Here is a 23,189-nt window from a genome sequence, read left to right as displayed (position 1 = left end):
ATGGCGGACACCGGGCGGCCGGTCGCGGTGGTGACCGGAGGATCGCGCGGCATCGGACGGGCCGTGGTGAACCGACTGGCCGCGGACGGATTCGACGTCGCCTTCTGCTACCGGTCCCGACCGGACGCCGCGGCGAAGGTCGTGGCAGAGGCCGGCGCGGCCGGCGCCACCGTCGTGGCGCACCGGGCCGACGTCTCGGCCGCGCACGAGGCCCGCGCCCTCGTCGCCGTCGCCGAGGCGCGACTGGGGCCGCTGTCGACCCTGGTCACGTGTGCCGGCGTCGTTCGCGACCGGCCGCTGGCACGCATGTCCGACCAGGACTGGGACGAGGTGATCCGCACCAACCTGGACGGGACCTACCACGTGTGCCGCGCCGCCGCTCTCGCGCTGATGCGGCACGGCGGCGGCTGCATCCTCACCCTGTCCTCGGTCGCCGCGGCGCACGGCAGCGCCGGACAGAGCAACTACGCCGCGTCCAAGGCGGGAATCGTCGGCTTCACCACGTCGCTGGCCCGGGAACTCGGCCGCTTCGGGGTGCGCTCCAACGTGGTCGCCCCCGGCCTGATCGACACCGACATGACCGCGGAACTGCCCGGCGCGGCAAAGGCGTCCATCCTCGACCGGATCCCGCTGCGCCGACCGGGCAGCCCCGAGGAGGTCGCCGACCTGGTCTCGTTCCTCGCCTCGGATCGGGCCCGATACATCAACGGTCAGGTGATCGGTGTGGACGGCGGGCTGATCCTGTGAGCACCCGACCGAAACCCTCACGACGGCGCAAGTGGTGCCCCGGAAGCAGGAGTTCGTCATGTACGACGTGATCGTCGTCGGCGCCCGTTGCGCCGGCGCGCCGACGGCCATGCTGTTCGCCCGTGCCGGATACCGCGTCCTGATGCTGGAACGGGCCCGATTTCCCCGCGACACGCTCTCCACCCTCTACATCCATCAACCGGGCAGCGCACTGCTCGACGCGTGGGGCCTGCTGGACCGCGTCACGGCCACCGGCTGCCCACCGATCACGGCCGCGACACACCGCATGGGAGAGGTGACCCTGGCGGGCGCGCCGACGCCGATCGGGGGAATCGGTGCGGCCTACGCGCCGCGCCGGTATCTGCTCGACACCATCCTCGCCGAGGCCGCGACCGCCGCCGGAGTCGAGTTCCGCGAGCGGTGCCGGGTCACGGACGTGGTCTTCGACGGCGACCGGGCCGTGGGCGTGCGATGGCGCACCGGGGCGAGCACCGGCACCGACACCGCCACGCTCGTCGTCGGCGCGGACGGCATGCGGTCCGTCGTGGCGGATTCCGTACGGGCCCCGGTGACCCGCGAGAACCCGGTGCTGAGCTGCGTCTACTACGGCTACTGGGAAGGCGTGCCCGCGGACCGGTTCGCGGCGTACGCCGTGCGCGGACACTGGGTGGGCTGCGTCCCGACCAACGACGGACGCACGCTGATCGGGGTCTATCGCCCGCAGGCCGCGTACGCGGCGCTGCGGGCCGATCCGGAGGCCGGCTACCTCGAGGGCCTGGCCGCTGCGGCGCCCGAACTGCACGACCGGGCACGGGCCGGCACCCGGGTGGAGCGGCTCTTCGGCTGCGGCGCGCAACTCAACTTCTTCCGCCGCGCGTTCGGCCCGGGGTGGGCGCTGGTCGGCGACGCCGGCCACCACAAGGACTCCATCACCGCGGACGGCATCACCGCCGCCTTTCGTCAAGCCGCCCTGCTCACCGCCTGCGTGGGCACGGACCTGCACGACGAACCACTGCTGCGGGCGGCGTTGCGGCGCTTCGCCGGACACCGCGACCGGCTGCTCGCCGACCGCTACACCGACGCCCTCGCGCTGGCGCGACTGCGTCCCGACCGCGGGCAGGGCCGGCTGGCGGCGATCGCGGACGATCCCGCGCTGACCCAGCGCTTCCTCGACCGGGCGGCCGGTCCCGCCCCGGACATGACGGACGTACTACAGGAGGGTCGGGTACGCATATGACCACCGGCTTCGGCATCGCCTTTCCCGGGCAGGGCACCAAGGCGGCGGCGCTCACCGCGGCCCTGCACGCCCACCACCGGCACGCGCTCGTGGCCCGACTGCTGGACACCTTCGACGCGGCCGACCCGGACGCCTTGGACCTGACCGACACCGCCGTCAATCAACCCGCCACCTGCGCCGTGGGCATCGCCGCCGTCGAGGCGGCATTCGGGCCGGCCGCCCGTCCACCCGTGACGGTCGGACACAGCCTCGGCGAACTCACCGCCGCCGCGTGCGCCGGATTCCTGGACGCGCACGACGCGTTCGATCTGGCGGTCGCCCGCGGCGCGTTGTGCCGTGCGCAGAACCTCCGCCGGCCCGGGGCCATGGTCGCGGTGGTGGGCGCCGGACCGGCCGACGTCGAGTGGCTGCGCCGCCGAGTGCTGGCCGAGCGCGGCGGCATCCTCGAGATCGCCGGCCTCAACAGCGCGCGCCAGGTCGTACTGTCCGGCGACCCCGCGGCCGTGCGCGAGACCGTGCGGCTGGCCGCCGAACTGTGCCTGCGCGCCGAGCCGTTGCCCATCGCCGGGGGTTTCCACAGCCCGCTCATGATGGACGCGGTCCCACTCTGGCGCAGCCGACTGGAGGCCGTCGACTTCCGCCCGGGCACCGCACGGTTCGTCTCGGCGATCGACGCGCGGGAGCACACCGACCCCGAGCAGGTTCGCGAGCGACTGGCGCAAGGGCTCGTGCTCCCGGTCCGCTGGCGCGAGGCGATGCACGCGGTCCGCGACCTCGGGGTCCCCGGACTGATCGACGCGGGACCCGGGGACACGCTGCTCCGACTCGGGCGCAGGGACCGGTCGACGCCCTTCGTCGGGATCGGCGAGCCGGCCGCGCGGCCGACGGCACCCGAGCGGGCACGGCCGCGGAGGTCCCCGCAGTCCCCGGCACACCCGCGGACACAGTCTCGGACGCCACTCGGCCACGATCACCGGACCGACCGCTCGCCCGATCCGTCGCGACCCGACACACCCATCCGCCGCCGACGCTCGGGAGGCGTCACATGATCCGCGAAGACATCCCCGCCCGGGCCCCCGCCCGAACCGGACCCGCGACGCGCGGCGCGGATCCGCGCACGGACGCGCTGCTCGACCCGGACATCGTCCCGGCCGCGTCCGCCCCGTCCGCGCCGCGCCGGTCCGGATCCGACCGCCGCGTTCTGCTCACCGGCGCGACCGGCTTCCTCGGCGCCTTCCTGCTGCGCGAACTCCTGGACCGCACCGACGACGACGTGTGGTGCCTGGTCCGCGCCGACACCCCGCAGCACGCGCGACATCGCCTCCAGGAGACGATGCGGCGCTACCTGCTGTGGGACGCCGACACGGCCGCCCGGGTCGTCCCGATCACGGGCGACCTGACTCGACCCCGCCTCGGGCTGGCTCCGCGACAATGGTCGCGACTCGCCGAACGCGTCGACGTCATCCAACACAGCGGGGCGCGGGTCAGTCACGTCGCAGGCTACGAACCGCTTCGCGACGCCAACGTACGAGGCACCGCGGAAGTACTGCGGCTGGCCTGCGCGGACCATGTGAAACCGGTGCACTTCGTCTCCACCGCGGCGCTGTCCACCGATCCCGCCGACCCGGCCGGGCAACCCCCGCCGCCCGGGACGCCGGCAGCCGGTTACGTGACGAGCAAGTGGGTCGCGGAGCGACTGGTGCTCCAGGCCGGCGAGCGGGGTGTGCCGGTCGCCCTCTACCGCCCCGGGCGGATCAGCGGCCACTCGATCACGGGCGCCTGCCAACTCGACGACGCCATCTGGAACCTGGTGCGCGCGGTCGTGCTCCTGGGAGCGGCGCCCGACGTCACCGTTTCCCGGGTGTCCTTCACGCCCGTGGACCACGTGGCCCGCGCCATCGTGCGCGGGCACGCCGCGGACCGGCCCGTGCCGCCCGTGCGTTACCTGCTGAATTCCTCCGGGATGCCGCTGCGCGAACTGTTCGGGCACGTGGCGAAACGGTTTCCGATCGACACGGTGCCGCCCGACGTGTGGCTCACCCGCCTGTGGGACGCGCGGCACGGATACGACGGCGCCCTCACCAGGGCGAGCCTGCTGCTGCCCTCCTACCGGGCCCTGCTCGGCGGAACCGCCCGCCCGCCCATCGGCGACGCCGGGGTCGCCCCGGACGGTGCGGGCGACGCCGACATCGTGTGCCCGCCGATCGACGGCGGGCTGATCAACGCCCATCTCGACTACTTCGAGTCCGTGGGTTTCCTGCCGTCCGCCGCCACACAATCCCCTGCATAATGGGCAACCGAATTTTAGGAAACAGTCGGGACGCCGGTCCTTTCCGACGGCGCCGGCCCGGTCGATACTCGAATCCTATCGTCGGCATAAAGAAACACCGATGCCGGAGCGAACAACCCTCACACGGCCTTGACGCGCGCCTCCCTAGTCTTATCGAGACACGATCCACGGGGAGCTCGACCATGGTCCAACCGTTCGCGTTAACGATTCCTCCTGCCATTCTCATCGTCAGTGACACCCCGGAGTATTCCTCCGACGGAACGCAACTCTTTCCCGGTCTGCGCACCACGATCGGCACGGTCGCCGGCCGCCGACCGGAATGGCTTCGGGTCGGGCCGGCCGGCCGCGACGCCGTGCCCCGCGAACTGCTTCGCGCCTCGGCCGCACGCGCCCACGCGTTGGTGCTGCTGACCGCCGTGCGCAACAACTCCTGCTCCGGCGAGATCAAACTCGCCCTGGACCATCTCGACGGCGGCCCGGTGCGGCGCAAACCGGTGGGCCTGGTCTCGGTGAGCGCCGCCCGCGACACCCACGCGGTGGACCATCTCCGGATCGTGCTGGCCGCGTTGGACGCGGTGGTCATCCCCACTGCGCTGACCGTGCCGGGCTACCCGGCCGCCGCCTCGCCCGAGACGCGGGCCCAGACGCCGCACGGCAGGCTGAGCGGTTTCGTCGAGGAACTCCTGTGGTTCACCGGCCGATTGCGCGCGGACGCGCCCAGCGCACCCACACCTGTCGAGCGCCCCGGGGTCGACCCGGTGGCCGAGCAGGTCGACACCGCCGTGGCCTTCATCCGGGAGAGATTCGCGGACAACGAACTGACACTCGGACTCGCCGCCCGAGCCGCGCACATGAGCAAATACCACTTCTCGCGGACCTTCAAAAAGCGGACCGGTCACAGATTCATAGATTTCGTCACGGAGCTGCGTATGGAACTCGCACGTGCACTGCTGATGGAAAGCAGCCTGCCGGTGGCCGATATCTGCGTCAAGGTCGGTTATCGGGACCTCAGCCATTTCCAGCGCACTTTCAAGGCCACCTACTCGCTGTCGCCTTCCGTGTTCCGCTCGGCGGCGCAGGCCGGATTCACGCCGAGCGGAATCGGAGCAGTCGAAACGCAGGATATCGCGGCACGCCAACCCGTCCTGTGCGCGCCGGGTGAAGGGAGCCGACATTGACCGGCCCGGTGCCGCACTACCTGTGCGGCCGATGGCACACACCCGCCGACTCCGGGACCACGCGCCGACACGCGGTGCACGGACACGAGGTCTTCCGGGTCACCACGACCGCGATCGACGCCGCCCCGGCGTTCGGGTACGCCCGCTCGGTGGGCATCCCCGCGCTGCGCGGCACCGACTTCGCCGAGCGGGCCCGGCGGACCAACCGGCTGGCGCGTCATCTCGCGGGCCATCGCGAGGAGTTCGTCCGCCTCCTCGCCCACCTGGGCAGCTCGCCGACCGACGCCGCACAGGACATCGACAGCGGGCTGGCAACGATGCGGCACTGCGCCGCGGCGCTCACCCGCCGACTGACCGACGCCGGCGCGACGGCGGACGGCCTGCTCTTGGCAGGAGACGGAGTGGACCCGCCCTCAGGAGTACGGGGTTCGGCGACCCGGTCCGTGCTCGACCGGCCGCCCGGTGTCGCGGTGCAGATCAGCGGCTTCAGCCTGCCCGCGACCACAATGCTCGGCGCCTTCGCCCACGCCTTCCTCGCGGGCACACCGGTCATCGTCCGGCCGTCGCACCGCACCGCCCAAGTGGCGGCGCACCTGGTGCGACGGATCACCGAGTGCGACGGAATCCCGGACGGAGCACTCCAGTTCGTGTCCGGACCCACCTGTCTGGCCGACCACCTCTCCGCCCACGACCTGCTCTCCTTCACCGGGACCTCGGCCACCGCCCGACGACTGCGCGGTCGGATCGCGACGCTTGCCGCCGCGCCGCACGAGAACTACGCCACGGACGCCCTGGACTGCGCGGTACTGGGTGCCGACGCCGCACCGGGCACGGCGGCCTTCGCGCTGTTCGTCGACCGACTGGTCGCCGCCATGACGGCGCACGCGGGTCAGACGCGGGCGGCGGTACGCCGCGCCTTCGTACCGGCGCAGCTTTTGGACGCGGTGGCGGACGCGGCCGCCGCCGCCCTGGACGAGATCCGACCGGGTGACCCCTACACCACCGGAGCGGACATGGGGCCGCTGATCGACTCGCCCCATCGACACCGCGTCCTGGCGGGTGTCGCCCGACTGCGCGGGGTCACCCGCACGATCCGCGGGACGCCGGGCCGGATCGCCGCGATGGCCGACGAGCGGCGGTTCGGCGCGTTCATGCCGCCGGTGCTGCTGGCCGCCGCCGACCCGGGACGCCGCGAGGTGCACGAGGTGGAGGCGTTCGGGCCGGTCGCCACGCTCGTTCCGTACCGCTCGTCGGCCGACATCCGCGACGCGCTCGCCCTCGGCGGCCGTGACCTGCACGGCTGGGTGGTCACCGACGACCGTGCGACGGCCCGCGACCTGGTCCGCGGGCTGATCCCCACGCACAGCCGCGTCGAGATCGTCGACCCGCGGGATCCGGGCGCCGGCCGAAGCGCTGCGGACGACACCGAACACCTTCGTCCGTTCCACCGCCACCTGAGTACCACGAACGTTCGGGCCTCGCCCGGGCATCTGGCGGCGGTCACCGATCGATGGGAACCGGGCGCCGCACGCGCGCACGGCCCGACACATCCCCTGCGCCGATACCTGAGCGACCTGCGCGCCGGCGACGCCGTGACGGTCGGCCCCCGCACGGTCACCCGGGCCGACATCGACCGCTTCGCCGAACTCACCGGCGATCACTACTACTTGCACACCGACGAGGCCACCGCGACCAGACACCCGCTCTATCGCGGGATCGTCGCCCACGGCTACCTGGTGCTGTCGCTCGCGGCAGGCATGTTCGTGCCGCCCGAACCCGGGCCCGTACTGGCAAACCGCGCGCTGGAGAACCTGCGCTTCCTGGCCCCGGTACGGCCGGACGACGCCCTGACCGTCACCCTGACCGCCCGGCGGATCACCGCACGCCCCGGTGCCCGTCACGGCGAAGTGCGCTGGCACGTCGAGGTCGTCAACCAGGACGCCCGGCCCGTCGCGGACTTCGACCTGATCACCCTGACCGCAGACCGGCCCGCCGACGCCGGGGACAAGGACGTGACGCATGCGCGCCACCACCATTCACGGCCCCTATGACATCCGCGTCGAGGACGTCCCCGACCCCCGCGTACAGCGGCCCGGCGACGCGGTGGTCCAAGTCCTGCGCGCCTGCGTGTGCGGCAGCGACCTGTGGGCCTACCGGGGCGAGTCCGCCCGTACGCCCGGACAGCGCATCGGGCACGAATTCCTGGGCACCGTGGTGGAAACCGGCTCCCACGTGCGCGCGGTGCGCCCCGGCGACCTGGTCATCGCCCCGTTCACCTGGTCCGACGGGGCCTGCGTCTTCTGCACGGAGCGCCTGCCCACCTCCTGCACCAACGGCGGAATGTGGGGCGCGGTCGGGTCCGACGGCGGCCAGGGCGAGGGCGTCCGGGTCCCGTACGCCGACGGCACCCTGGTCAAGGTGCCCACCGAGGCCGCCTCGGACGAGCGGCTGCTCGGCGCGCTGCTCGCACTGACGGACGTCATGGGCACCGGCTACCACGCGGCGGTGAGCGCCGGCGCACGGCCGGGTGCGACCGTCGCCGTGGTGGGCGACGGCGCGGTCGGGCTGTGCGCCGTCCTGGCCGCCCGCATGCTGGGCGCGGAGCACGTCATCGCGCTGGGCCGACACGCGGCCCGCCTGCGCCTCGCCCGCGAGTTCGGCGCCGCCACCACGATCACCGAACGCGGCGAGGCGGCCGTGACGGCGGTACGCGAGGCGACGGGCGGCCACGGCGTGCACGCCGCGATCGAGGCCGTGGGCAGCGAGGAGGCGATGCGTACCGCCATCGGCGTCACCCGCCCCGGCGGCGCCATCGGCTGGGTCGGCGCCCCGCACGGAAGCGACCGCGGACTGGACGTCGGCGCCCTGTTCATGAACAACCTCACCCTGCGCGGCGGCATTGCCCCCGTCCGGTCCTACCTCCCCGACCTGTTGCCGCGCGTGCTCGACGGCACCCTCGACCCTTCACCGGTGTTCGACAGCACGATCCCCCTCGCATCGATCGCCGACGGATACCGCGCCATGCACGACCGCAGCGCCCTGAAGGTCCTGATCATCCCCTGAAGATCCTGATCACCCCCTGAAGGCCCGGGATGCGTTGGCCTGTTCCCGTACCGCCGGTGCCCCACGCACCACCCACACGACCGTGAGCAAACGAAAGGCCGTGAGCCGCATGCAGATCATCCACCGGGACGACCTCGAGGCGATCACCTCCGTGGTCGTCGACGAATCCGTCCATGACATCGGACTGTTGAAGGACTTCCATCGTCATCCCGCCCTCAAGGAGTTCATCCCCGACCTCGCGCGGATCTCGATGAGTTGGGTACGGCTGCTCCCCGACCAAGCGCAGGCCGTGCACCGGCATCCCGTCAAGAGCATGGTCGTCGCGGCGGTCGGATCCGGGCGAACGCTCGGCGAAGTCCGGCAGGAGATCGGGCCGGGCGACATCGTGCTGCTCCCGCCGGGCGACGACCACGGCTTCGTGGGCACCGGACCGACCGGGTTCTGGGCCCTGTCGATCCAGTTCGAGGGCGCCGGACTGTACGAGAACACCGAGTCGCCGCGCGTGAGTTACCTCGCCGATCGGCACGAGGTGGCGGCCGTGCGCGCGGCGAACGAACGGTACATGGCCGGGTACCGGGACAGCGCCCTGATCCGCCTCGTCGCACATCCCGACGCCACCACCGGGGAATTGCGGCAACGCGCGCTGGACCACCTGCAACAGTGGTCCGACGGCTTCCAGCGGGTGATCGCCGCCCGCGTCGCGGGGGAGATCGACACGCCCTCGCGTCGGCTCGCCGAGGAACACCTGGCCGAGGAACTCGGCCACAACACGCTGCTGGGCGGCACGCGGGCCGGCCGCCCGGCCCGCCGTGATCCGGTCGTCGCCGCGGCATCCTCGTGGTTCGTGGACCGCATGACCTCCTCGAGCACCGTCGACCGCATCGTGCTGGCGCATCTGGTGCTGGAAGGCAGCGGTCTGGTGTTCCACAACGCCGGGTTGACCAGCTTCGCGGGCAGCCGCTACTTCGAACTCCACGACGGCGCCGATGTGGAACACCTGGAGGTGGGATATCGGGCGCTGGCCGACCGCGACGACTGGTCCGTGGAGCGGGTCGAGGAAACCCTGCGCGAGGGCTGGGAGATGGTCACCCTGTTCTCCGACCGGGTGGCCGAGCGGGCCCACAACGGTTGACCCACTGCGTCGGTGCCGGCCGATGGGTGGCCGGGTGGCCGAACGGCCCGCGCGGACCGATGCGTTCGTCCGCGCGGGCCGTCCGTCCCGAGGTGGGGTCACCACGGGTCCTTCGGGTTCCAGATCAGTGGCGGCGTGTTCGTGAGGATGCGTCGGATGATCGCCATCATGGGTGTTCACCTCCTCCCGGATGCGGGTGATCCGGTCACGGAACGGGTGGTGCGGCTCAGGGTGAACGGCTGGGGAGCCGCCGCGTTGGTCACGACCGGACGGGTGTCCCCGTCGACGACGGTCAGTCGCGCGCCGCCGGCCAGGGCGGCCACCGCGTCGGTGGCCATGGTCTGGGCGATCGCCGCGCCGGCGCAGATGAACGGGCCCGCGCTGAACGGCAGATACGGGCCGCGCTCGTCCGGGTGTGCCCAGCGTTCGGGCCGGAACGCGTCGGGACGATTCCAGTGTCGTTCGTCGTGGTGCAGGAGATAGGGGCTGACCGACAGGATCGCGCCGGGGCGCAACTCGACACCGCCGAATTCGACGGGATCCGGCACCGGGCGGCCGACCATCCAGACGAACGGGCGATGCCGCGCGGCCTCGCGCACGATCCACTCGGGGGGCCACGGCCACGGCGCGCCCGGCGCGCTGTGCAGGCCGGCCAGCAGTACGGTCCAGGCCACGGTGTAGCCGACGTTCCCCACGATCGACCGGAACAGCAGCACGTAGAGTTCGGCCACGATCCGGTCGTCGGTGTTCTCGGGGCACGCGCCGACGACCGCGTCGAGCAGGTCTCGCGGCGCGTCGGGATCGCCGCCTGCCGCGCGGCGTTGCCCGATGTGCTCGATCAGTGCCGCGAACAGCCGCGGACGCAGCAACTCCACGCGTACGCGCTCGCGCATCAGGGGCGAGCGGATCAGCAGGCCGGCGCCCACGGATCGGGCCAGCAGGTGTCGCAACCCGGGGGCCGCGGAGGGGTGGAGCAACAGGTCGGCGGTGCACCGATAAACCAGCGCGGGACCGGTCTCGGGCCACCGCCCGGCCGCGGGCAGTTCGGCCACCGCCTCGGCCAGGTTCTCCCGGTACTCCGGTAATCGTGGTCGCAGGACGTTCCGGACCGCGTGCCCGAGGGCGATCTGGGCCGGTCGTGAGGGCAGCAGGTCACCGTAGAAGGTGGACAGTCCCGCGTTGAACTCCGGGTCGCGCAACACCGCGAGCGCCAACTCCGGGTCGCCTACGCACCAACCGCCCCAGGGGAGCGGGAAGACCCCGGCCGAACGACGGCGGGAGAGGTCCTCGAGAAACCCCAGCGGATCCTGCCTGAACCGACGCGGAACTCTCCTGCCCATCGAGCGGTCCCCCTCGGGCACCTGTCGAGCGCGGACACGTCCCGCCCCACGGAACACGGACAGCGACCTCACGTCAGTATCGTGTGACCGCAACGCCCGGGCAAGGCATCGACACCGTCGATTCACCGCCCCGCGAGTCGGCCGATGATCGCCGCGCGAACGGCCCGGGGGCTACGATCCGTTGCCCCCGGCCCCGATGGGCTGCGGGATCGGCTCCCTCGCGTGGGATGTGGTCTCCTCCCCGCCTCGGCGACGGCGTCGGCGGCGACGCACGACGAGCGACACGAGAACGGCGAGCAGCAGCGCGGATGCTCCCACCACGACCCATGGCACGGCCCGCACTTCGGTTCGCGCGTGGGCGATCGGGCCGGTCTCCGCCGGGCCGGCGGGTACCGGCATCGGGTGCACCGCGAGGTCGACATCGAGCAGGAACGCCTGCGTCACACCGTCCAGGCGCACGGTTCGCGTCAAGGCGGCACCGGGCAGCAACTCCGGTAGCGGATCCAGCCGTTGGTGCCGCGTGGTCACGCCCCAGGGGCCGCGCGCGGTCAGCTCGGGACGGGCGCCGAGACGGACGTTGCCGGTGTTGCGCACCGTGTACGTGACGGTCAGGCCGCCGCCGAAGGGGTCGGGCGAGCCGTGCACCCGCGCGCTCAGCCCGCCGGTGCCCAGCGCGGGCCGCAGCGGGCCGTCGACCCGCAGGTACACGCGGGTGCCCACACGTCGGTCGACCAGCACTCGACTGCCGGCCGCGTCCTGTCCGGGAGTGGTCACGGAGGCGACGACACCACCGGTGTGGTCGCCGGGGGACGCGTTGTCCGGGACGGAGAGTTCGAAGGGTACGTCGCTGCGCGAGCGCGGCGGCACGGTGATCCGCGTCTGCTTGAGGCGGATCCACGCGCCGACGTCGGCGGACGGGCGTCCGGCCGCGAGCAGGTCGAAGCCGCCGGCCGCGGTGGTGAAGGCGTCCTGGGCGTACAGATCCACGGTCAGGGGCGCGTCGCCGGCGTTCGTGACGGCGACGTAGTCGATCTGCCGGGCGCCGGGCGCGAGTGCGTAGCGGAAGAACGGGCGGTCGTCCGGGCCCTGTTCGGTCGACGGCTGTACGGACCAGGTGGTGGGAGTGGGCGCGGGTTCGGCCGCGACGGTGGGCGTGGCGCACGACAACACGATGCAGGCGCCGGCGGCGACGAGCGCGGCGAGAACCCGGTGGAGGCGATGACGGGGGTGGGGCATGAAGGATTCCTTCGCGGCCCGGACCGGGCGGGGTCGGTGATGTCGGGTCCGGGTGGGCGCGGGGTACGGGGTGGCCCGTACCCCGCGCCGCCGGGGTGTCCGCTGTCGACACCGTCTCCCGCGCGGGCGCGGGGGACGGTGTCACGTCAGCGGATCATCGGAAGCGGAGCAGCTGAGCAGCGGAGCAGCGGAACAGTGGGTCCGCGGGTGCTCAGATCGCGGTGACCGTGAGGGTCGCGCTGTAGGTGCCGGGTGCGGTCGTGGTGGCCAGGTTCAGGCTCAGGTCGGCGCCGAGCACGGCGGTGCCGCGACCGTGGCCGGCCACCGCCCGGCCCAGGGTGCGCGCGGTCTTGACGCCGCCGTCGGCCGCGGGCGCCACCGGCGGGCCGGCGGTCACCTGCTGACCGTCGCCGGCCCGGACGACCTTCGGGGTCCAGCCCAGGGCCGAGCCGTCGAAGCCCGCGCCGCCCGCGCCGCCCGCGGCGGCGAAGTCGGTGACCTGGCCGCTGACGTTCCAGCCCGGGTCGGCCGTACGCAGGTCGGTGACCTGCACGGTGTTCAGCGCACCGGAACTGGCCAACCGGTCGCCCGCGGCGGTCAGTTCGGGCGAGGGCAGGGTGACCGTGCCGCCGTCGACGGTCATGGTCAGCCCGCCGGTGTTCTTGACGGTGGTGGTGATCACCTGGTTGCCGGACAGCGGGTCGCCGCCCGGGTTCGTGGCCCCGCTCGTGGTGAGGGAGACCTGATCGATGGCCCAGAAGCGGCTGTTGGTGCCGGTGTAGCGGAACCGGATCTGCGCGGTCTCGGCGCCGGCCGGGACGTCGAGCGTCAGACGCTCGACCTGGTTGGTGTTCGCGCGGTAGGACTTGATCGGCTTGGGCGCGCCGCCGTCCCAGGACACATACACGTCGCCGGTCTGCGGGCCGTCGACCTGGTAGTCGCTGACGTAACTCAGCTCCGCCTTGGCCTTGCCCTCGACCGGGTAGGCCGGGGAGACCAGGGTCGAGTCGAACTGCCCGGCGGCGTGCGCCTTGTCGTCCCACTCGTCGGAGTCGGCGACGGCGAACACGTTGCGGCTGCGCACGTTGCCCTCGCGGGCCTGGGCGTTGCCCTCGGCGCGGGTGAAGAACTCGTCGGTGGTGAAGGACCAGCCGCGCCATTCGGTCACGCCGCCGGTGGGCATCGCCGAGTTGTCGATCGACCAGCCCTGTGGCGTGGTGTGGGTGAAGCCCTTGACGCCGGCGGGGATGCCGGTCTCGTCGACGCGCTCGGACAGGGTCGGTCGCAGCGCGTCGAAGGCGTCCGCCTTGATCTCGTCGATCGGCTGCCCGTCCAGGCCCCACGCCGGGTCGATCCGCACACCCTCGTGCTTGAGCACGGTGGGCGCGATGTCGACGAGGCGCACGTCGTCGCGCACGGTGCCGGCGGGCATGCCCCCGCCGTTCGCGATGACGAAGGTCTGGCGCTCCTGCGGGGTGTCGCCGCCGTGGCCGCCGGAGTCGGTGTGGCCGTGGTCGGTGGTGACCATGATCAGCCAGTCCTCCTGGGCGTAGGTCGCCCGACCGCGCAGCGCGTCGAGGACCCTGCCGACCCGGGTGTCGGCCTCGCGTACGGCCTGTGCGTACTCGACGCTGCTGCCCCCGTTGTTGTGGCCGGCCCCGTCGACCGCGTCCAGGTGCATGAACGCGACGTCGGGGTTGCCGGTGGACAGGTACTGCGCGGTGTCGGCGGTGGCGAGGTCGTCGTTCTCGTCGGTGGACACGCGCACGTCGACCTTCGGCGAGAAGATCTTCGACGAGATCGGCTCCCACGCGCCGACCACGAGGGTGGAGGCGGCCGGTTGGGCGGTCTCCAGGCGGGTCGCGAAGTCGGGGTACTTGTCGTACTGAGATCCGGCGAACGAGTTGTCGTGCACGCCGTGCTTGTCCGGCCATACGCCGGTGGCGATGGTGGACCAGCCGGGTCCGGAGACGGTGGGTGCGAACGGCTGCGCGTACAGGTTGCTCGACGCGGTCACGCCGCCGGCCATCAGTGCCTTGAGGTTGGGCGCGTCGCCGCTTCGCAGCTTGTCGAAGCGCAGGCCGTCGATGCCGATGACCAGCGTCTTGGCCTTCTTGGTGCCGCCGGGCAGCGACGGCAGGGTTTCGGCCGCGGCCGGCGAGGCGGCGAGCGCGGCGCCGGCCAGGGCGAGTGGAACGGCGACCGCGGCGACTGCGGCGGCGGCGATCCCGCGTTTGGCTCGGGTGGATCCGTACACTTCGATAACTCCCTCGGTGGATGAACCGGAGTGGGGTCGGGCCGCGGCGGGGGCAATCCGCCGCAGGCCCGCCGGGCCGACCGCGTTCGCGCGGTCGGCCCGGCTGTCTCGTGTTGCCTACCGCGCACCTGCGTACTGCGGGTGGAGCGGGTGTCGCGTGCCGAGCTCCCCGACGTGCGGCCCGAGTTGCCTGTCGTTGCGGCCGCCGCGCGAGAGTGTGCGCAACCACCATGCAACGAGTCGGGGATCGGCCATCCACGAACGGCCGTCGATCGGCTGAACAACGAGAGAACTTCCGGTCCGAACCCGTTATCGTTCCGTGATATTCACGGCCGGGGGTGACGTCAGCAGGGGATGTCCAGATCGATGGTGACCGGGTTCGACGGCCACTGGTAGGACGCCACGGCGAAGCTGCCGTGGACGGTCGAACCGCAGCCGACGCTGCCGCTCACGCCGGAGACCTGGATCGTGGTGCTCTGGAAGATCGCGTTCTGGGTCACCGCACCGAGCGAGACGCCGGCGACGTTGCCGGACAGCTGCAGGATCAGCGGCTTCGGCTGCGGCAGCGGACTGCCCGGCGACGGAGGCCCCGCCAGGCCGACCTGGCCGAAGAGTCGCACGTTCTCGCCGGTGACCTCTGCGCAGACCTTGGTCGCGAGGCCGGACTGGAGGCCGTACGTGCAGGTCACGGAGGGCGGAACGGGATCGGCGGTCGCGATCGGCGCGGCGGCGAGGATGCTCGTGCCGGCTATGCCCAGCGCTGCGATGGCCTGGATGCACTTCATGGGAAACCTCCGTTGTCGTGACGCCCGACGTCGGGCGTAGCCGTATGAGGTGTGACATTGCACATCTCACATGGCACATCCTGGCACGAGAACGAGCGGCCCATCGACCATCGAGGGTGGATGTCGCCGTGATCTGCGTTACACACAGAGTCTGCGGGCTATGACTTTGAGTCACAGCCGGCCGAATCGTCACTCTCCCGTCCCGACACCGGCAGGCTCGGGTCGCGGCGCAGCGCGTCCAGGACGGCGCGCACCGCCGCACGAGGCGGTGAGCCGCGGCGGATCGCCGCCGTGATCGTGCGCGTCTGGGGATTCGCGAGTTCCCTGGTGGCGACGCGATAGCGGCGGTCGACCGCCAACCCGGGCAACAACGCGATCGACAGCCCGGCCTCGACGTGCTGCAACGTCATCATGTAGTTGCTGAACCGGCACACCACGCGCGGCTCGAACCTCGCCTGCCGACACAGGCGCAAGGCGAGGTTCGCCATGTACGACTGCGGGATGTCGAACGCCCACGGCTCGTCCGCGTAGGCCGCGAGGTCCACCGCCCCGCGGCCGGCCGCGGGATGCTCGGGCGGGACCACCAGCAGGACCGGGTCGGTGGCCAGCGGCACGAGGTCGAGATCCGGCCCCAGGGGCAGTTCGTCGAAGTCCGTGGTCGTGATGATGATGTCCGCGTCACCATTTCGCAGCGCGGGCATGCTCGCGTGCGGCTCCAACTCCAGCAGTTCGACATCCAGGTGCGGATGCTCGCGCGCCAGACGGGTCACCGCCGGCACCGCCATGGTGTGGATCGCGCTCTGGAACGCCCCCAACCGCACCAGCCCGGCGGGTTCCTCGCCGAACCCGCGCAACTCGGCCTCGACGCCGTCCATGTGATCGAGGATCGCCTGCGCCCGCCGCGCGAGGATCAGCCCGGCCGAGGTCAGCCGCACCCGCCGTCCGGTGCGTTCCAGCAGTTGGGTGCGCGTCTCCGCCTCCAGCACGGCGAGCTGCTGGGACACGCTGGACGGGCTCAGGTTGGTGGCCTGGGCGACCGCCCGGATGGTGCCCAGCGTGTCCAGCCGGCTCAGCAGGCGCAGTCTCCAAGGGTTCATCACGCCCTCATTGTCGGCATCCTTGTGCGGTTTTACCGAACAGCACGGCCGGAATCGTGAGATGGACGTGTCGCTCGAACGCGACCTACGGTCGTGGACATGGCTGCTTCGAGCACCACCCCGCCGTCCACCGAAACCTTCTGGGCCGACGCCCGGCGCCACCTCGTCCGCTACGGCGGCGAGTTCACCCGCGAGATCATCGACCACGCCGCCGGGAGCTTCGTCTTCACCGCGGACGGCCGGAAGATCCTGGACTTCACCTCCGGCCAGATGAGCGCGATCCTGGGCCATTCGCACCCGGAGATCGTCGCGACCGTCCGGCGCCAGGTGGCGACCCTGGACCACCTCTACAGCGGCATGCTCAGCCGCCCGGTGGTCGACCTCGCCCGCCGGCTGGCCGCCACGTTGCCCGCGCCGCTGGAGAAGGCGCTGCTGCTGACGACCGGCGCCGAGTCGAACGAAGCCGCGATCCGGATGGCCAAGCTCGTCACCGGCAGGTACGAGATCGTCTCGTTCGCCCGATCCTGGCACGGCATGACCCAGGCCGCCGCGTCCGCCACCTACAGCGCGGGCCGCAAGGGCTACGGCCCCGGCGCACCCGGGAACTTCGCCATCCCGGTTCCGAACGCGTACCGGCCCGACTTCACCACGGCCGACGGCGCACTGGACTGGCGCCGTCAGTTGCACGTGGCCTTCGACCTGATCGACGCGCAGTCGACCGGCAGCCTGGCCGCGTGCCTGGTCGAACCCATCCTCAGCTCGGGCGGCATCATCGAGCCGCCACCCGGGTACTTCGCGGCCCTGCGGGACAAGTGCCGGGAACGCGGCATGTTGTTGATCCTCGACGAGGCCCAGACCGGCCTGTGCCGCACCGGGTCCTGGTACGCGTTCGAGCGCGACGGCGTCGTCCCCGACATCCTCACGCTGTCCAAGACGCTCGGCGCGGGACTGCCGCTCGCCGCCGTGGTCACCAGTGCCGAGATCGAGCAGGAGGCGTACGACCGCGGGTTCCTGTTCTTCACCACGCATGTCGCCGACCCGCTGCCGGCGGCGGTCGGCAACACCGTGCTGGACGTGCTGATCGCCGACCGGCTCGACGAGCGCGCGCGAACGCTCGGCGCGTTCCTGCGGCAGGGCCTGACGGACATCGCCGCGCGCCATCCGGTCGTCGGTGACATCCGCGGCCGGGGCCTGCTGGCCGGGCTCGAACTCGTCGTCGACCGCGAGACGAAACAAAGTTCGGACGCGTTGGGCGCGCGGGTCACCCGGCGCTGCCTGGAACTGGGCCTGCACATGAACATCGTGCAGCTCCCGGGCATGGGCGGGGTCTTCCGGATCGCGCCTGCGCTGACGGCGACCGAGGACGAACTCGCGCTCGGCCTGACGATCCTGGACGAGGCGATCGGCGACGCCTGCGCCACGCGCTGAGCACACCGACTCCGCGCGCCCACCGACGAACCGCGGCGTGCCGTTCGACGCCGGTCGAACGAGGGTTGCGCAAAGGGGAGTTCGTCAGCCGGCCGGGCCGGCGAACGCACCGAGGGCGAGGCGGGCGAAGCGTTCGCCGATGCGCAGGTGGGTGGCCGAGTCCGGGTGCAGGTCGTCGGGCAGCGGCAGTTCGGCGTGGTCCGCCTCGCCGTAGAGCTCGAGGCCGTCCAGGTAGTGCAGGTTCGGGTCGGCGGCCGCGCGCTGCCGAACGATCCGGGCCAACTCGTCCCGGATCACGGTGAGGGTCAGCTTCCCGGCGGCGGTCTGCGCGGGATCGCCGGTGGCGACGAAGCGCAGACGCCCCTCACTCATCGCGCCGAAGTCCGCGGCGCTGGGTCCCGGGGTGTTCTCGTGGATGGGGCAATGGATCGGCGAGACCACCAGCAGGGGGGTGGTGGGATGCCCTTCACGGATCGTGTCGAGGAAACCGTGGACGGCCGGACCGAAGGCACGCAACCGCATCGCGTCGGTGTTGACGATGTTGATGCCGACCTTGACGCTGATCAGGTCCGCCTCGGTGTCGCGCATGGCGCGGGCGGTGAACGGGTCGAGCAGGGCGCTGCCGCCGAAGCCCAGATTGATCAACTCCACCTTGCCCAGAGCCGCCGCTCGGGCGGGCCAGGTCCCGGTCGGGGTGCGGGCGTTGGAGCCGTGACTGATCGAACTGCCGTGGTGCAGCCAGACCTTGCGGTCGCCGGCCGGTGGCAGGTGTACGGGGGCGTTGGTACGCAGGGCCACCAGCAGGGTGGTCTCGTCGTGCGGCAGCCAGATCTCGACGTCCTTCTCGTCGCCCGGCAGCCCGGTGAAGCGCAGTGTCCGCACCGGGCCGGTTCGGGTCTGTGTGGTTCCGGAGACCGGGTCGATGGTGAGTGTGTCGCCGTCGGTCGTGCCGGCCCGACCCGCGAGCCGCCCGTCGACCAGCAGCTCGTACACCCCGTCCGGGCGCGGCGGCGCTCCGACGTAGACCCGTTTGCCGGCCACGACGTCCAGCTCGACGGCGGTGGCCCGGGTGCGCAGGGCCAGTCGTACGCCGGAGGGCTGCGACTGCGCCATGGCGAGCTGGTCGTCGGGGATCTGCTCCCGGGCGCGTGCGGGCAGCCGGTGGGGCAGGACGCCGCGTTCGGTGTGCTCCACGTCGAGTGCGCCGCGCAGGAGTTCGGCGGTGATGGGGGTGGTGGTCCAGTCGTCCTCGGTGTGGATGCGTTCGGTGCTCATCTGCTCGGTGCTCGTTTCCTCGGTGCCCATTTCCGCGGTCTCTCCGATCAGGGCGTCGCCCGGCGGTGGGGTCGGTGGATGAGGCGGGTCGCTCAGGAGTCGGCGGGCCAGGTGCGCAGCAGCACGTCGAGCGCGTTGAGGATCTCGGTCCAGCTCTCCTGCGAGTCGGGGGCGCTGTGACCGAAGCCGCCCGCGCTCTCCAGCCCGACGTAACCGCTGAAGACGCTGCCCAACAGCCGCACCGCGTGGGTCTGCCGGGGTTCGGCCAGGTCGTATCCGCGCAGGATCGCCCGCATCATCTGCGCGTGCCGGACGCCGGCACCGGCGGCCGCGGTCTCCGGGTCGAGCCGGAACCGGGCGGCCTCGAAGCGGCCCGGGTGCGCGAGGGCGTAGTCGCGGTAGACGTTCGCGAACGCGATCAGTGCGTCCTTGCCGGCCCGTCCGGCCACCGCGGTGGAGACGAGGTCGGCGAGTTCCTCCAGGGCGAGCAGGGCGATCCTGGTCTTGAGGTCATGGGCGTTCCTGACGTGCGAGTACAGGCTCGCGGTCTTGACGCCGAACCGACGGGCGAGCTCGGCGGGGGTCGCCTGCTCGAAGCCGATCTCGTCGGCCAGCTCCGCCCCCGCCCGGACCAGACGCTCCGTGGTCAGCCCCACTCGTGTCATGCCCACTCTCCGAGTCCTCCGCCAATCCTGCCTTAGAGGATTATGCGCATGCCTAATTGCATTAGGCAATCTGGCGTGTGTCTTGGTTCGCCGGTTCGGGACACATCCAGGGGAGCGATCACGGACGTCGGCGGTTCGTCGGCCTCGGAGACCTCGCGGTCCGGACCGGGACGGATGGGCGGTCGCCGGCCCCGGCCGGCAGCGGTCGGCCATTCGGCGTAGCTCGACGCGCGGATGGGCCGACCGTGCTGGTCGACTGATCCGGCACCCCGACAACATCCAGCAGCGGAGGCCGACATGGCGATCGTCGTGATTCTCGAAATGCCCGGTATGACCCAAGCGATGTACGAGGCGAGTGCGGACAAGGTGACCGGCGGTCGCGGCCCGGTCGAGAAGCCCGCGGACTGGCCGGTGCCGGGCCTGATCTCGCACACCTCCGCCGCCACCCCCGAAGGCTGGTTCGTCGCCGACGTGTGGGAGTCCGAGGAAGCGTTCGAGCGGTTCAGCGAGATCATCATCCCGATCCTGCGCGACCTCGGCGTTCCGGACGTGCAGCCGCGGATCTACCCGGTATTCACCGTGGTGACCCCGTAGACCGTCTGCCGAACGGTCCTTCCGGGCTTGTCGAGATCACCGGGCTGCCGGGGGCAACGGTGACAAGGTCCGATTCTCCCGGATCTCCCGGATCTCCCGGCCTCGCGGGAGGTTGCGACCATCACCGGGCCGCGGGCGCACACCACGCAAGAGCCGGCCGGGTCCGGCGGCGAGGTGCCGGGGCGGGGGTGGTGTCGAGTGGGGGCCGGTGCGCCCTCGCCTGCGGGCGGGGGCGCACCGGTGTGCTTTCGGGCCGGTTCGGTCAGGGCCGTCGGCTCATGGGCGGGTGCGGAACCGGGGGGTCAGGGGGTGGTGTTCCGGACCGTGTTGTACATCGCCTGGGTGAGGTCGCCGAAGCCGTTGGACATCAGGTAGGGGCCGTAGGCCCAGTTGGGGGTGCCGCCGTGGACGATGGCCCAGGCTGCCTCCCACCAGGGCGAACTGCCCGTGGCGTTGGTGAAGCGGGAGGTGACCGCGATCTGGGTGCCGGTGCCGGTGGCGGGGTCGAAGTTCATCAGCCAGGGGCCGCCGCTGGAGCCGGGGGACATCGCCGAGGCCATGTCGTGGGCCAGGTTGATCGTCGAGTCGTCGATGGTCGTGCCGCGGGCGTACATCAGGGACCGGCCGTCGAAACCGCGTCGCAGTGAGGGGGCGACGCCGAAGTCGGCGGACGTGGTGCCGTCGCTGTTCCTGGTCCAGTACCAGTTGCGGGTGTTGTCGGTCGGATAGCCGAACTGGTGGAGCGAGAGCGGGTTGGCGGCCACGCCGAAGGCGATGTTCTGGCCGCCGGTGATCTGTTGGATCGGCGTGGGGTCGCCCGGGCGTTCGACGGTCGCCATCGCGACGTCACCGCCGGACCGGAAGGTGCTGTCGGCATCCCAGGTGGGGGTGATCCAGGCACGGGTGACGCCCCAGACGCCGTAGGGCGCGACGTCGTTGCCGGGCATGGGCGCGTTGCTCTCGTCGGTGCCGGTGAAGCGGGGTACGTTCGCGCCGTTGAAGGCGGGGATGAACACCGCGTTGGTGATCACGTCGTCGCCCAGTCCCGCACGGAGGTTGGCCGTCACCTTGAAGCAGTGGCCCGCGGTGACGATGGTACTGCGGTTGGCGCTGGTGATCACGTTCGCGGAACACGCCGAGGGCACGAGCGCGCCGTCGAAGGAATTGCGATACACCATCAGGAGCTTGCCGGTGGTCCGGGAGATCTTGCCCTGGCCGGTCCACGGTCTGCTCAGGTCGTCCCAGCCGCCCGGCGGCGGGAACGCGTCGGCGCCGTCCGAGTTGAGGCCGTACTTGGCGATCCGCGCCAGATTCCAGTAGCCGACCTCGGCCTGGAGCATCGCCGCGTGGTTGACGGGGTCGGCGGCGACCAGGCGCGGCAGTTCGACCGGGGCGCCGGCGTCGGCGTGCGCCGCGGGCGTCGCGGTCAGCACCGCGGCGGTGAGGGCGAGCACGCCCACCACCGTGGCGATCTTGCTTCGTAACGTGCGTCGTACGTGCATGGAGTGGTCCATGTCCTCTCGAAAGGGCAAGGCCACAAGGGCCGTTGCCTCGGGGGAGCGGGGGTCGGAGCGGAAGCCCGTCGAGATCGAACCTGTTCATGACCGGTCGGTCGGTCATAAGGTGTTCATCCGGGGCGCAACTGTCAAGACCACCAGGTGGTTTGACTCTCCAACAGAGGTGATCGATGGCACGACCGGCGGGACCGGGCCGTGAGGCGTTGTTGCGGGCGGGACTCGAAGTCGCGGACGCACGCGGGTTGTCCAGGATGTCGGTGAACGCCGTGGTGGAGACGGCGGGCATGGCGAAGGGCAGCTTCTACCAACATTTCAAGGATCGCCGCGGCTACCTCGTGGCACTGCACCGCAGGTACCACGGCGGCCTGGAGGAGCGCGTCCTGGCCGAGGTGGAGGGCCTCGCGCCGGGCCGCGAACGCCTGGTGGCCGGCGTGCACGGCTACCTGGACGCCGGCCTGGCGACCACCGGTACCCGTGCACTGCTGGTCCAGGCCCGTACGGACCCCGATCTCTTCGAGGAGACCCGCGAACGCAACGCCCGCACCAGGGCCCTGGTCCTGCCCGAACTCGTGGCCCTGGGCTGGGATCCACCGGAGCCGATGGCGCACCTGCTCGTCGCGATGGTCTTCGACATCACCCTCGAGGAACTCGTCGCCGGCCGCCGCGACGACCTGCGGGAGGCGCTGCTGCGGCTGCTCGTGCGCTGATCCGCACAGTCGAGCCGCGCGGCTCACGCGCTCGGGCCGGGTCGTTCGCGCCGTCCGCGAGGGCGCCTCGGCGCCGCGTGCGCGTCGAGCGACGGTGCCATCCGGCCCGCCGGACCGGACGTGAACGTCGCAGCCCGCGGCACCCGGGCCGATCGGCCCGGGTGCCGCGGTTGGGCCCGGGCGACGGGCCGGGCCGACTCGGACCGACCGTCACGGCGACGGTGTCGGGTCCTCGTCCGGCACGCCTCCGCCGCCGAGTTCGCCGGACAGATAAGCCGCGTCCGCGCCCATGTCGACGTACAACCGCGCCCACGCGAGGTCGGTCGCCGTCGCGGGTTTGCCGTCGCAGTAAGGCTTGCGCCCGTTCGCCGTGTAGTGCTCCAGCACGTTCAGGACCTTCGCGGTGTCGCCCTCCTCCTGCGACGTGTACTCCGGTCCGGGTCGCGACCGCTGGTGCTCCTGGCACGTCGCCGTCGTGGGCGCGGCCTCGAACGAGGCACGCTCGGGATTCTCGTCCTTGCCCGACCCCGTGCACCCGGCGGCGCAGGCCCACAGCGCGGCCACCGCGAGCGCCGTGCCCGTCGTCGCCCGCATCCTCGTCCTCATCGGGGTCCTCACCCTCGTCGTCATCGGGACCGACT

20 protein-coding genes are annotated in these 23,189 nt (G+C 71.8%); 11 read left to right on the top strand and 9 right to left on the bottom strand.

Going from position 1 to position 23,189, the window contains the following annotated elements:
• The 8 genes from ACIRL2_RS19625 (at nucleotide 1) to ACIRL2_RS19590 (ending at nucleotide 9,647) form a co-directional block, all read left to right on the top strand.
• Nucleotides 1–747 carry an SDR family oxidoreductase gene (locus ACIRL2_RS19625; protein ID WP_402233657.1) on the top strand — a complete coding sequence of 249 codons (747 nt, stop codon included), beginning with the start codon at nucleotides 1–3 and terminating at the stop codon, nucleotides 745–747.
• 58 nt (nucleotides 748–805) lie between these two features.
• Nucleotides 806–1,984, top strand: coding sequence for an NAD(P)/FAD-dependent oxidoreductase (locus tag ACIRL2_RS19620; RefSeq protein WP_402233655.1), 1,179 nt, complete (start codon nucleotides 806–808; stop codon nucleotides 1,982–1,984).
• The gene (locus tag ACIRL2_RS19615) at nucleotides 1,981–3,033 is read left to right on the top strand and encodes an ACP S-malonyltransferase (RefSeq protein WP_402233653.1); all 1,053 of its coding nucleotides are present in this window, start codon (nucleotides 1,981–1,983) and stop codon (nucleotides 3,031–3,033) included. The genes ACIRL2_RS19620 and ACIRL2_RS19615 overlap by 4 nt, the downstream gene beginning before the upstream one ends.
• Nucleotides 3,030–4,274 carry a thioester reductase domain-containing protein gene (locus ACIRL2_RS19610; protein ID WP_402233652.1) on the top strand — a complete coding sequence of 415 codons (1,245 nt, stop codon included), beginning with the start codon at nucleotides 3,030–3,032 and terminating at the stop codon, nucleotides 4,272–4,274. The genes ACIRL2_RS19615 and ACIRL2_RS19610 overlap by 4 nt, the downstream gene beginning before the upstream one ends.
• Nucleotides 4,275–4,456: 182 nt before the next feature.
• Nucleotides 4,457–5,452 carry a helix-turn-helix domain-containing protein gene (locus tag ACIRL2_RS19605; protein ID WP_402233651.1) on the top strand — a complete coding sequence of 332 codons (996 nt, stop codon included), beginning with the start codon at nucleotides 4,457–4,459 and terminating at the stop codon, nucleotides 5,450–5,452.
• The gene (locus tag ACIRL2_RS19600) at nucleotides 5,449–7,503 is read left to right on the top strand and encodes an aldehyde dehydrogenase family protein (protein ID WP_402233649.1); all 2,055 of its coding nucleotides are present in this window, start codon (nucleotides 5,449–5,451) and stop codon (nucleotides 7,501–7,503) included. The genes ACIRL2_RS19605 and ACIRL2_RS19600 overlap by 4 nt, the downstream gene beginning before the upstream one ends.
• Nucleotides 7,472–8,515, top strand: a complete 1,044-nt coding sequence (locus tag ACIRL2_RS19595; protein WP_395860500.1) for a zinc-dependent alcohol dehydrogenase family protein — start codon at nucleotides 7,472–7,474, stop codon at nucleotides 8,513–8,515. Before ACIRL2_RS19600 ends, ACIRL2_RS19595 begins: the two co-directional genes overlap by 32 nt.
• Before the next feature lie 82 nt (nucleotides 8,516–8,597).
• Nucleotides 8,598–9,647: a hypothetical protein gene (locus ACIRL2_RS19590; protein ID WP_402233648.1), complete on the top strand. Its 1,050-nt coding sequence runs from the start codon at nucleotides 8,598–8,600 to the stop codon at nucleotides 9,645–9,647.
• 176 nt (nucleotides 9,648–9,823) lie between these two features.
• On the opposite strand, the gene ACIRL2_RS19585 is transcribed toward ACIRL2_RS19590, so the two are convergent.
• The 5 genes from ACIRL2_RS19585 to ACIRL2_RS19565 form a co-directional block, all read right to left on the bottom strand.
• The gene (locus tag ACIRL2_RS19585; protein WP_402233646.1) at nucleotides 9,824–10,987 is read right to left on the bottom strand and encodes a cytochrome P450; all 1,164 of its coding nucleotides are present in this window, start codon (nucleotides 10,985–10,987) and stop codon (nucleotides 9,824–9,826) included.
• 171 nt (nucleotides 10,988–11,158) lie between these two features.
• Nucleotides 11,159–12,223, bottom strand: a complete 1,065-nt coding sequence (locus tag ACIRL2_RS19580; RefSeq protein WP_402233644.1) for a WxL protein peptidoglycan domain-containing protein — start codon at nucleotides 12,221–12,223, stop codon at nucleotides 11,159–11,161.
• A gap of 211 nt (nucleotides 12,224–12,434) precedes the next feature.
• The gene (locus ACIRL2_RS19575) at nucleotides 12,435–14,480 is read right to left on the bottom strand and encodes an alkaline phosphatase family protein (protein WP_402233643.1); all 2,046 of its coding nucleotides are present in this window, start codon (nucleotides 14,478–14,480) and stop codon (nucleotides 12,435–12,437) included.
• A gap of 344 nt (nucleotides 14,481–14,824) precedes the next feature.
• Nucleotides 14,825–15,265, bottom strand: a complete 441-nt coding sequence (locus ACIRL2_RS19570) for a hypothetical protein (protein ID WP_395860492.1) — start codon at nucleotides 15,263–15,265, stop codon at nucleotides 14,825–14,827.
• 158 nt (nucleotides 15,266–15,423) lie between these two features.
• The gene (locus ACIRL2_RS19565) at nucleotides 15,424–16,362 is read right to left on the bottom strand and encodes a LysR family transcriptional regulator (protein WP_402233641.1); all 939 of its coding nucleotides are present in this window, start codon (nucleotides 16,360–16,362) and stop codon (nucleotides 15,424–15,426) included.
• Nucleotides 16,363–16,461: 99 nt separating this feature from the next.
• On the opposite strand from ACIRL2_RS19565, the gene ACIRL2_RS19560 reads away from it, so the two are divergent.
• Nucleotides 16,462–17,790 (top strand): aspartate aminotransferase family protein, encoded by a 1,329-nt coding sequence (locus tag ACIRL2_RS19560; protein WP_395860489.1) that lies wholly within the window; start codon nucleotides 16,462–16,464, stop codon nucleotides 17,788–17,790.
• Between the two features lie 84 nt (nucleotides 17,791–17,874).
• Here ACIRL2_RS19560 and ACIRL2_RS19555 read toward each other — a convergent pair whose 3' ends face one another.
• A complete protein-coding gene (locus ACIRL2_RS19555) occupies nucleotides 17,875–19,050 on the bottom strand; it encodes a GDSL-type esterase/lipase family protein (RefSeq protein WP_402233791.1) in 1,176 nt (391 codons plus the stop codon).
• A 107-nt stretch (nucleotides 19,051–19,157) separates the two neighbouring features.
• Nucleotides 19,158–19,730 carry a TetR/AcrR family transcriptional regulator gene (locus ACIRL2_RS19550; RefSeq protein ID WP_395860487.1) on the bottom strand — a complete coding sequence of 191 codons (573 nt, stop codon included), beginning with the start codon at nucleotides 19,728–19,730 and terminating at the stop codon, nucleotides 19,158–19,160.
• Between the two features lie 297 nt (nucleotides 19,731–20,027).
• On the opposite strand from ACIRL2_RS19550, the gene ACIRL2_RS19545 reads away from it, so the two are divergent.
• Nucleotides 20,028–20,324 carry a hypothetical protein gene (locus ACIRL2_RS19545; RefSeq protein ID WP_395860486.1) on the top strand — a complete coding sequence of 99 codons (297 nt, stop codon included), beginning with the start codon at nucleotides 20,028–20,030 and terminating at the stop codon, nucleotides 20,322–20,324.
• Between the two features lie 302 nt (nucleotides 20,325–20,626).
• Here the strand turns inward: ACIRL2_RS19545 and ACIRL2_RS19540 are convergent, their stop codons facing one another.
• On the bottom strand, nucleotides 20,627–21,826 hold the full coding sequence (locus ACIRL2_RS19540) for a trypsin-like serine peptidase (RefSeq protein WP_402233638.1): 1,200 nt from the start codon (nucleotides 21,824–21,826) through the stop codon (nucleotides 20,627–20,629).
• Between the two features lie 185 nt (nucleotides 21,827–22,011).
• Here ACIRL2_RS19540 and ACIRL2_RS19535 point away from each other — a divergent pair, with 185 nt between their 5' ends.
• Complete coding sequence (locus tag ACIRL2_RS19535; RefSeq protein WP_395860482.1) at nucleotides 22,012–22,548, top strand: TetR/AcrR family transcriptional regulator; 537 nt, start codon at nucleotides 22,012–22,014, stop codon at nucleotides 22,546–22,548.
• Between the two features lie 210 nt (nucleotides 22,549–22,758).
• Here the strand turns inward: ACIRL2_RS19535 and ACIRL2_RS19530 are convergent, their stop codons facing one another.
• Nucleotides 22,759–23,142, bottom strand: coding sequence for a hypothetical protein (locus ACIRL2_RS19530; protein WP_402233636.1), 384 nt, complete (start codon nucleotides 23,140–23,142; stop codon nucleotides 22,759–22,761).
• Nucleotides 23,143–23,189 lie beyond the last annotated feature (47 nt).

The organism is Embleya sp. NPDC127516, assembly GCF_044765325.1.
Lineage (GTDB): Bacteria > Actinomycetota > Actinomycetes > Streptomycetales > Streptomycetaceae > Embleya.
Note: the sequence above shows the minus strand (reverse complement) of the source record. Positions and strands in the feature narration are given on the sequence as shown.

Bases quoted from the DNA above. Each gene is read 5' to 3' on its own strand.
- ACIRL2_RS19540 (WP_402233638.1), bottom strand. From the start codon at position 21,826: ATGCACGTACGACGCACGTTACGAAGCAAGATCGCCACGGTGGTGGGC.
- ACIRL2_RS19565 (WP_402233641.1), bottom strand. From the start codon at position 16,362: ATGAACCCTTGGAGACTGCGCCTGCTGAGCCGGCTGGACACGCTGGGC.
- ACIRL2_RS19560 (WP_395860489.1), top strand. From the start codon at position 16,462: ATGGCTGCTTCGAGCACCACCCCGCCGTCCACCGAAACCTTCTGGGCC.
- ACIRL2_RS19585 (WP_402233646.1), bottom strand. From the start codon at position 10,987: ATGGGCAGGAGAGTTCCGCGTCGGTTCAGGCAGGATCCGCTGGGGTTT.
- ACIRL2_RS19550 (WP_395860487.1), bottom strand. From the start codon at position 19,730: ATGACACGAGTGGGGCTGACCACGGAGCGTCTGGTCCGGGCGGGGGCG.
- ACIRL2_RS19610 (WP_402233652.1), top strand. From the start codon at position 3,030: ATGATCCGCGAAGACATCCCCGCCCGGGCCCCCGCCCGAACCGGACCC.
- ACIRL2_RS19530 (WP_402233636.1), bottom strand. From the start codon at position 23,142: ATGCGGGCGACGACGGGCACGGCGCTCGCGGTGGCCGCGCTGTGGGCC.
- ACIRL2_RS19535 (WP_395860482.1), top strand. From the start codon at position 22,012: ATGGCACGACCGGCGGGACCGGGCCGTGAGGCGTTGTTGCGGGCGGGA.
- ACIRL2_RS19605 (WP_402233651.1), top strand. From the start codon at position 4,457: ATGGTCCAACCGTTCGCGTTAACGATTCCTCCTGCCATTCTCATCGTC.
- ACIRL2_RS19615 (WP_402233653.1), top strand. From the start codon at position 1,981: ATGACCACCGGCTTCGGCATCGCCTTTCCCGGGCAGGGCACCAAGGCG.
- ACIRL2_RS19570 (WP_395860492.1), bottom strand. From the start codon at position 15,265: ATGAAGTGCATCCAGGCCATCGCAGCGCTGGGCATAGCCGGCACGAGC.
- ACIRL2_RS19625 (WP_402233657.1), top strand. From the start codon at position 1: ATGGCGGACACCGGGCGGCCGGTCGCGGTGGTGACCGGAGGATCGCGC.
- ACIRL2_RS19620 (WP_402233655.1), top strand. From the start codon at position 806: ATGTACGACGTGATCGTCGTCGGCGCCCGTTGCGCCGGCGCGCCGACG.
- ACIRL2_RS19580 (WP_402233644.1), bottom strand. From the start codon at position 12,223: ATGCCCCACCCCCGTCATCGCCTCCACCGGGTTCTCGCCGCGCTCGTC.
- ACIRL2_RS19545 (WP_395860486.1), top strand. From the start codon at position 20,028: ATGGCGATCGTCGTGATTCTCGAAATGCCCGGTATGACCCAAGCGATG.
- ACIRL2_RS19595 (WP_395860500.1), top strand. From the start codon at position 7,472: ATGCGCGCCACCACCATTCACGGCCCCTATGACATCCGCGTCGAGGAC.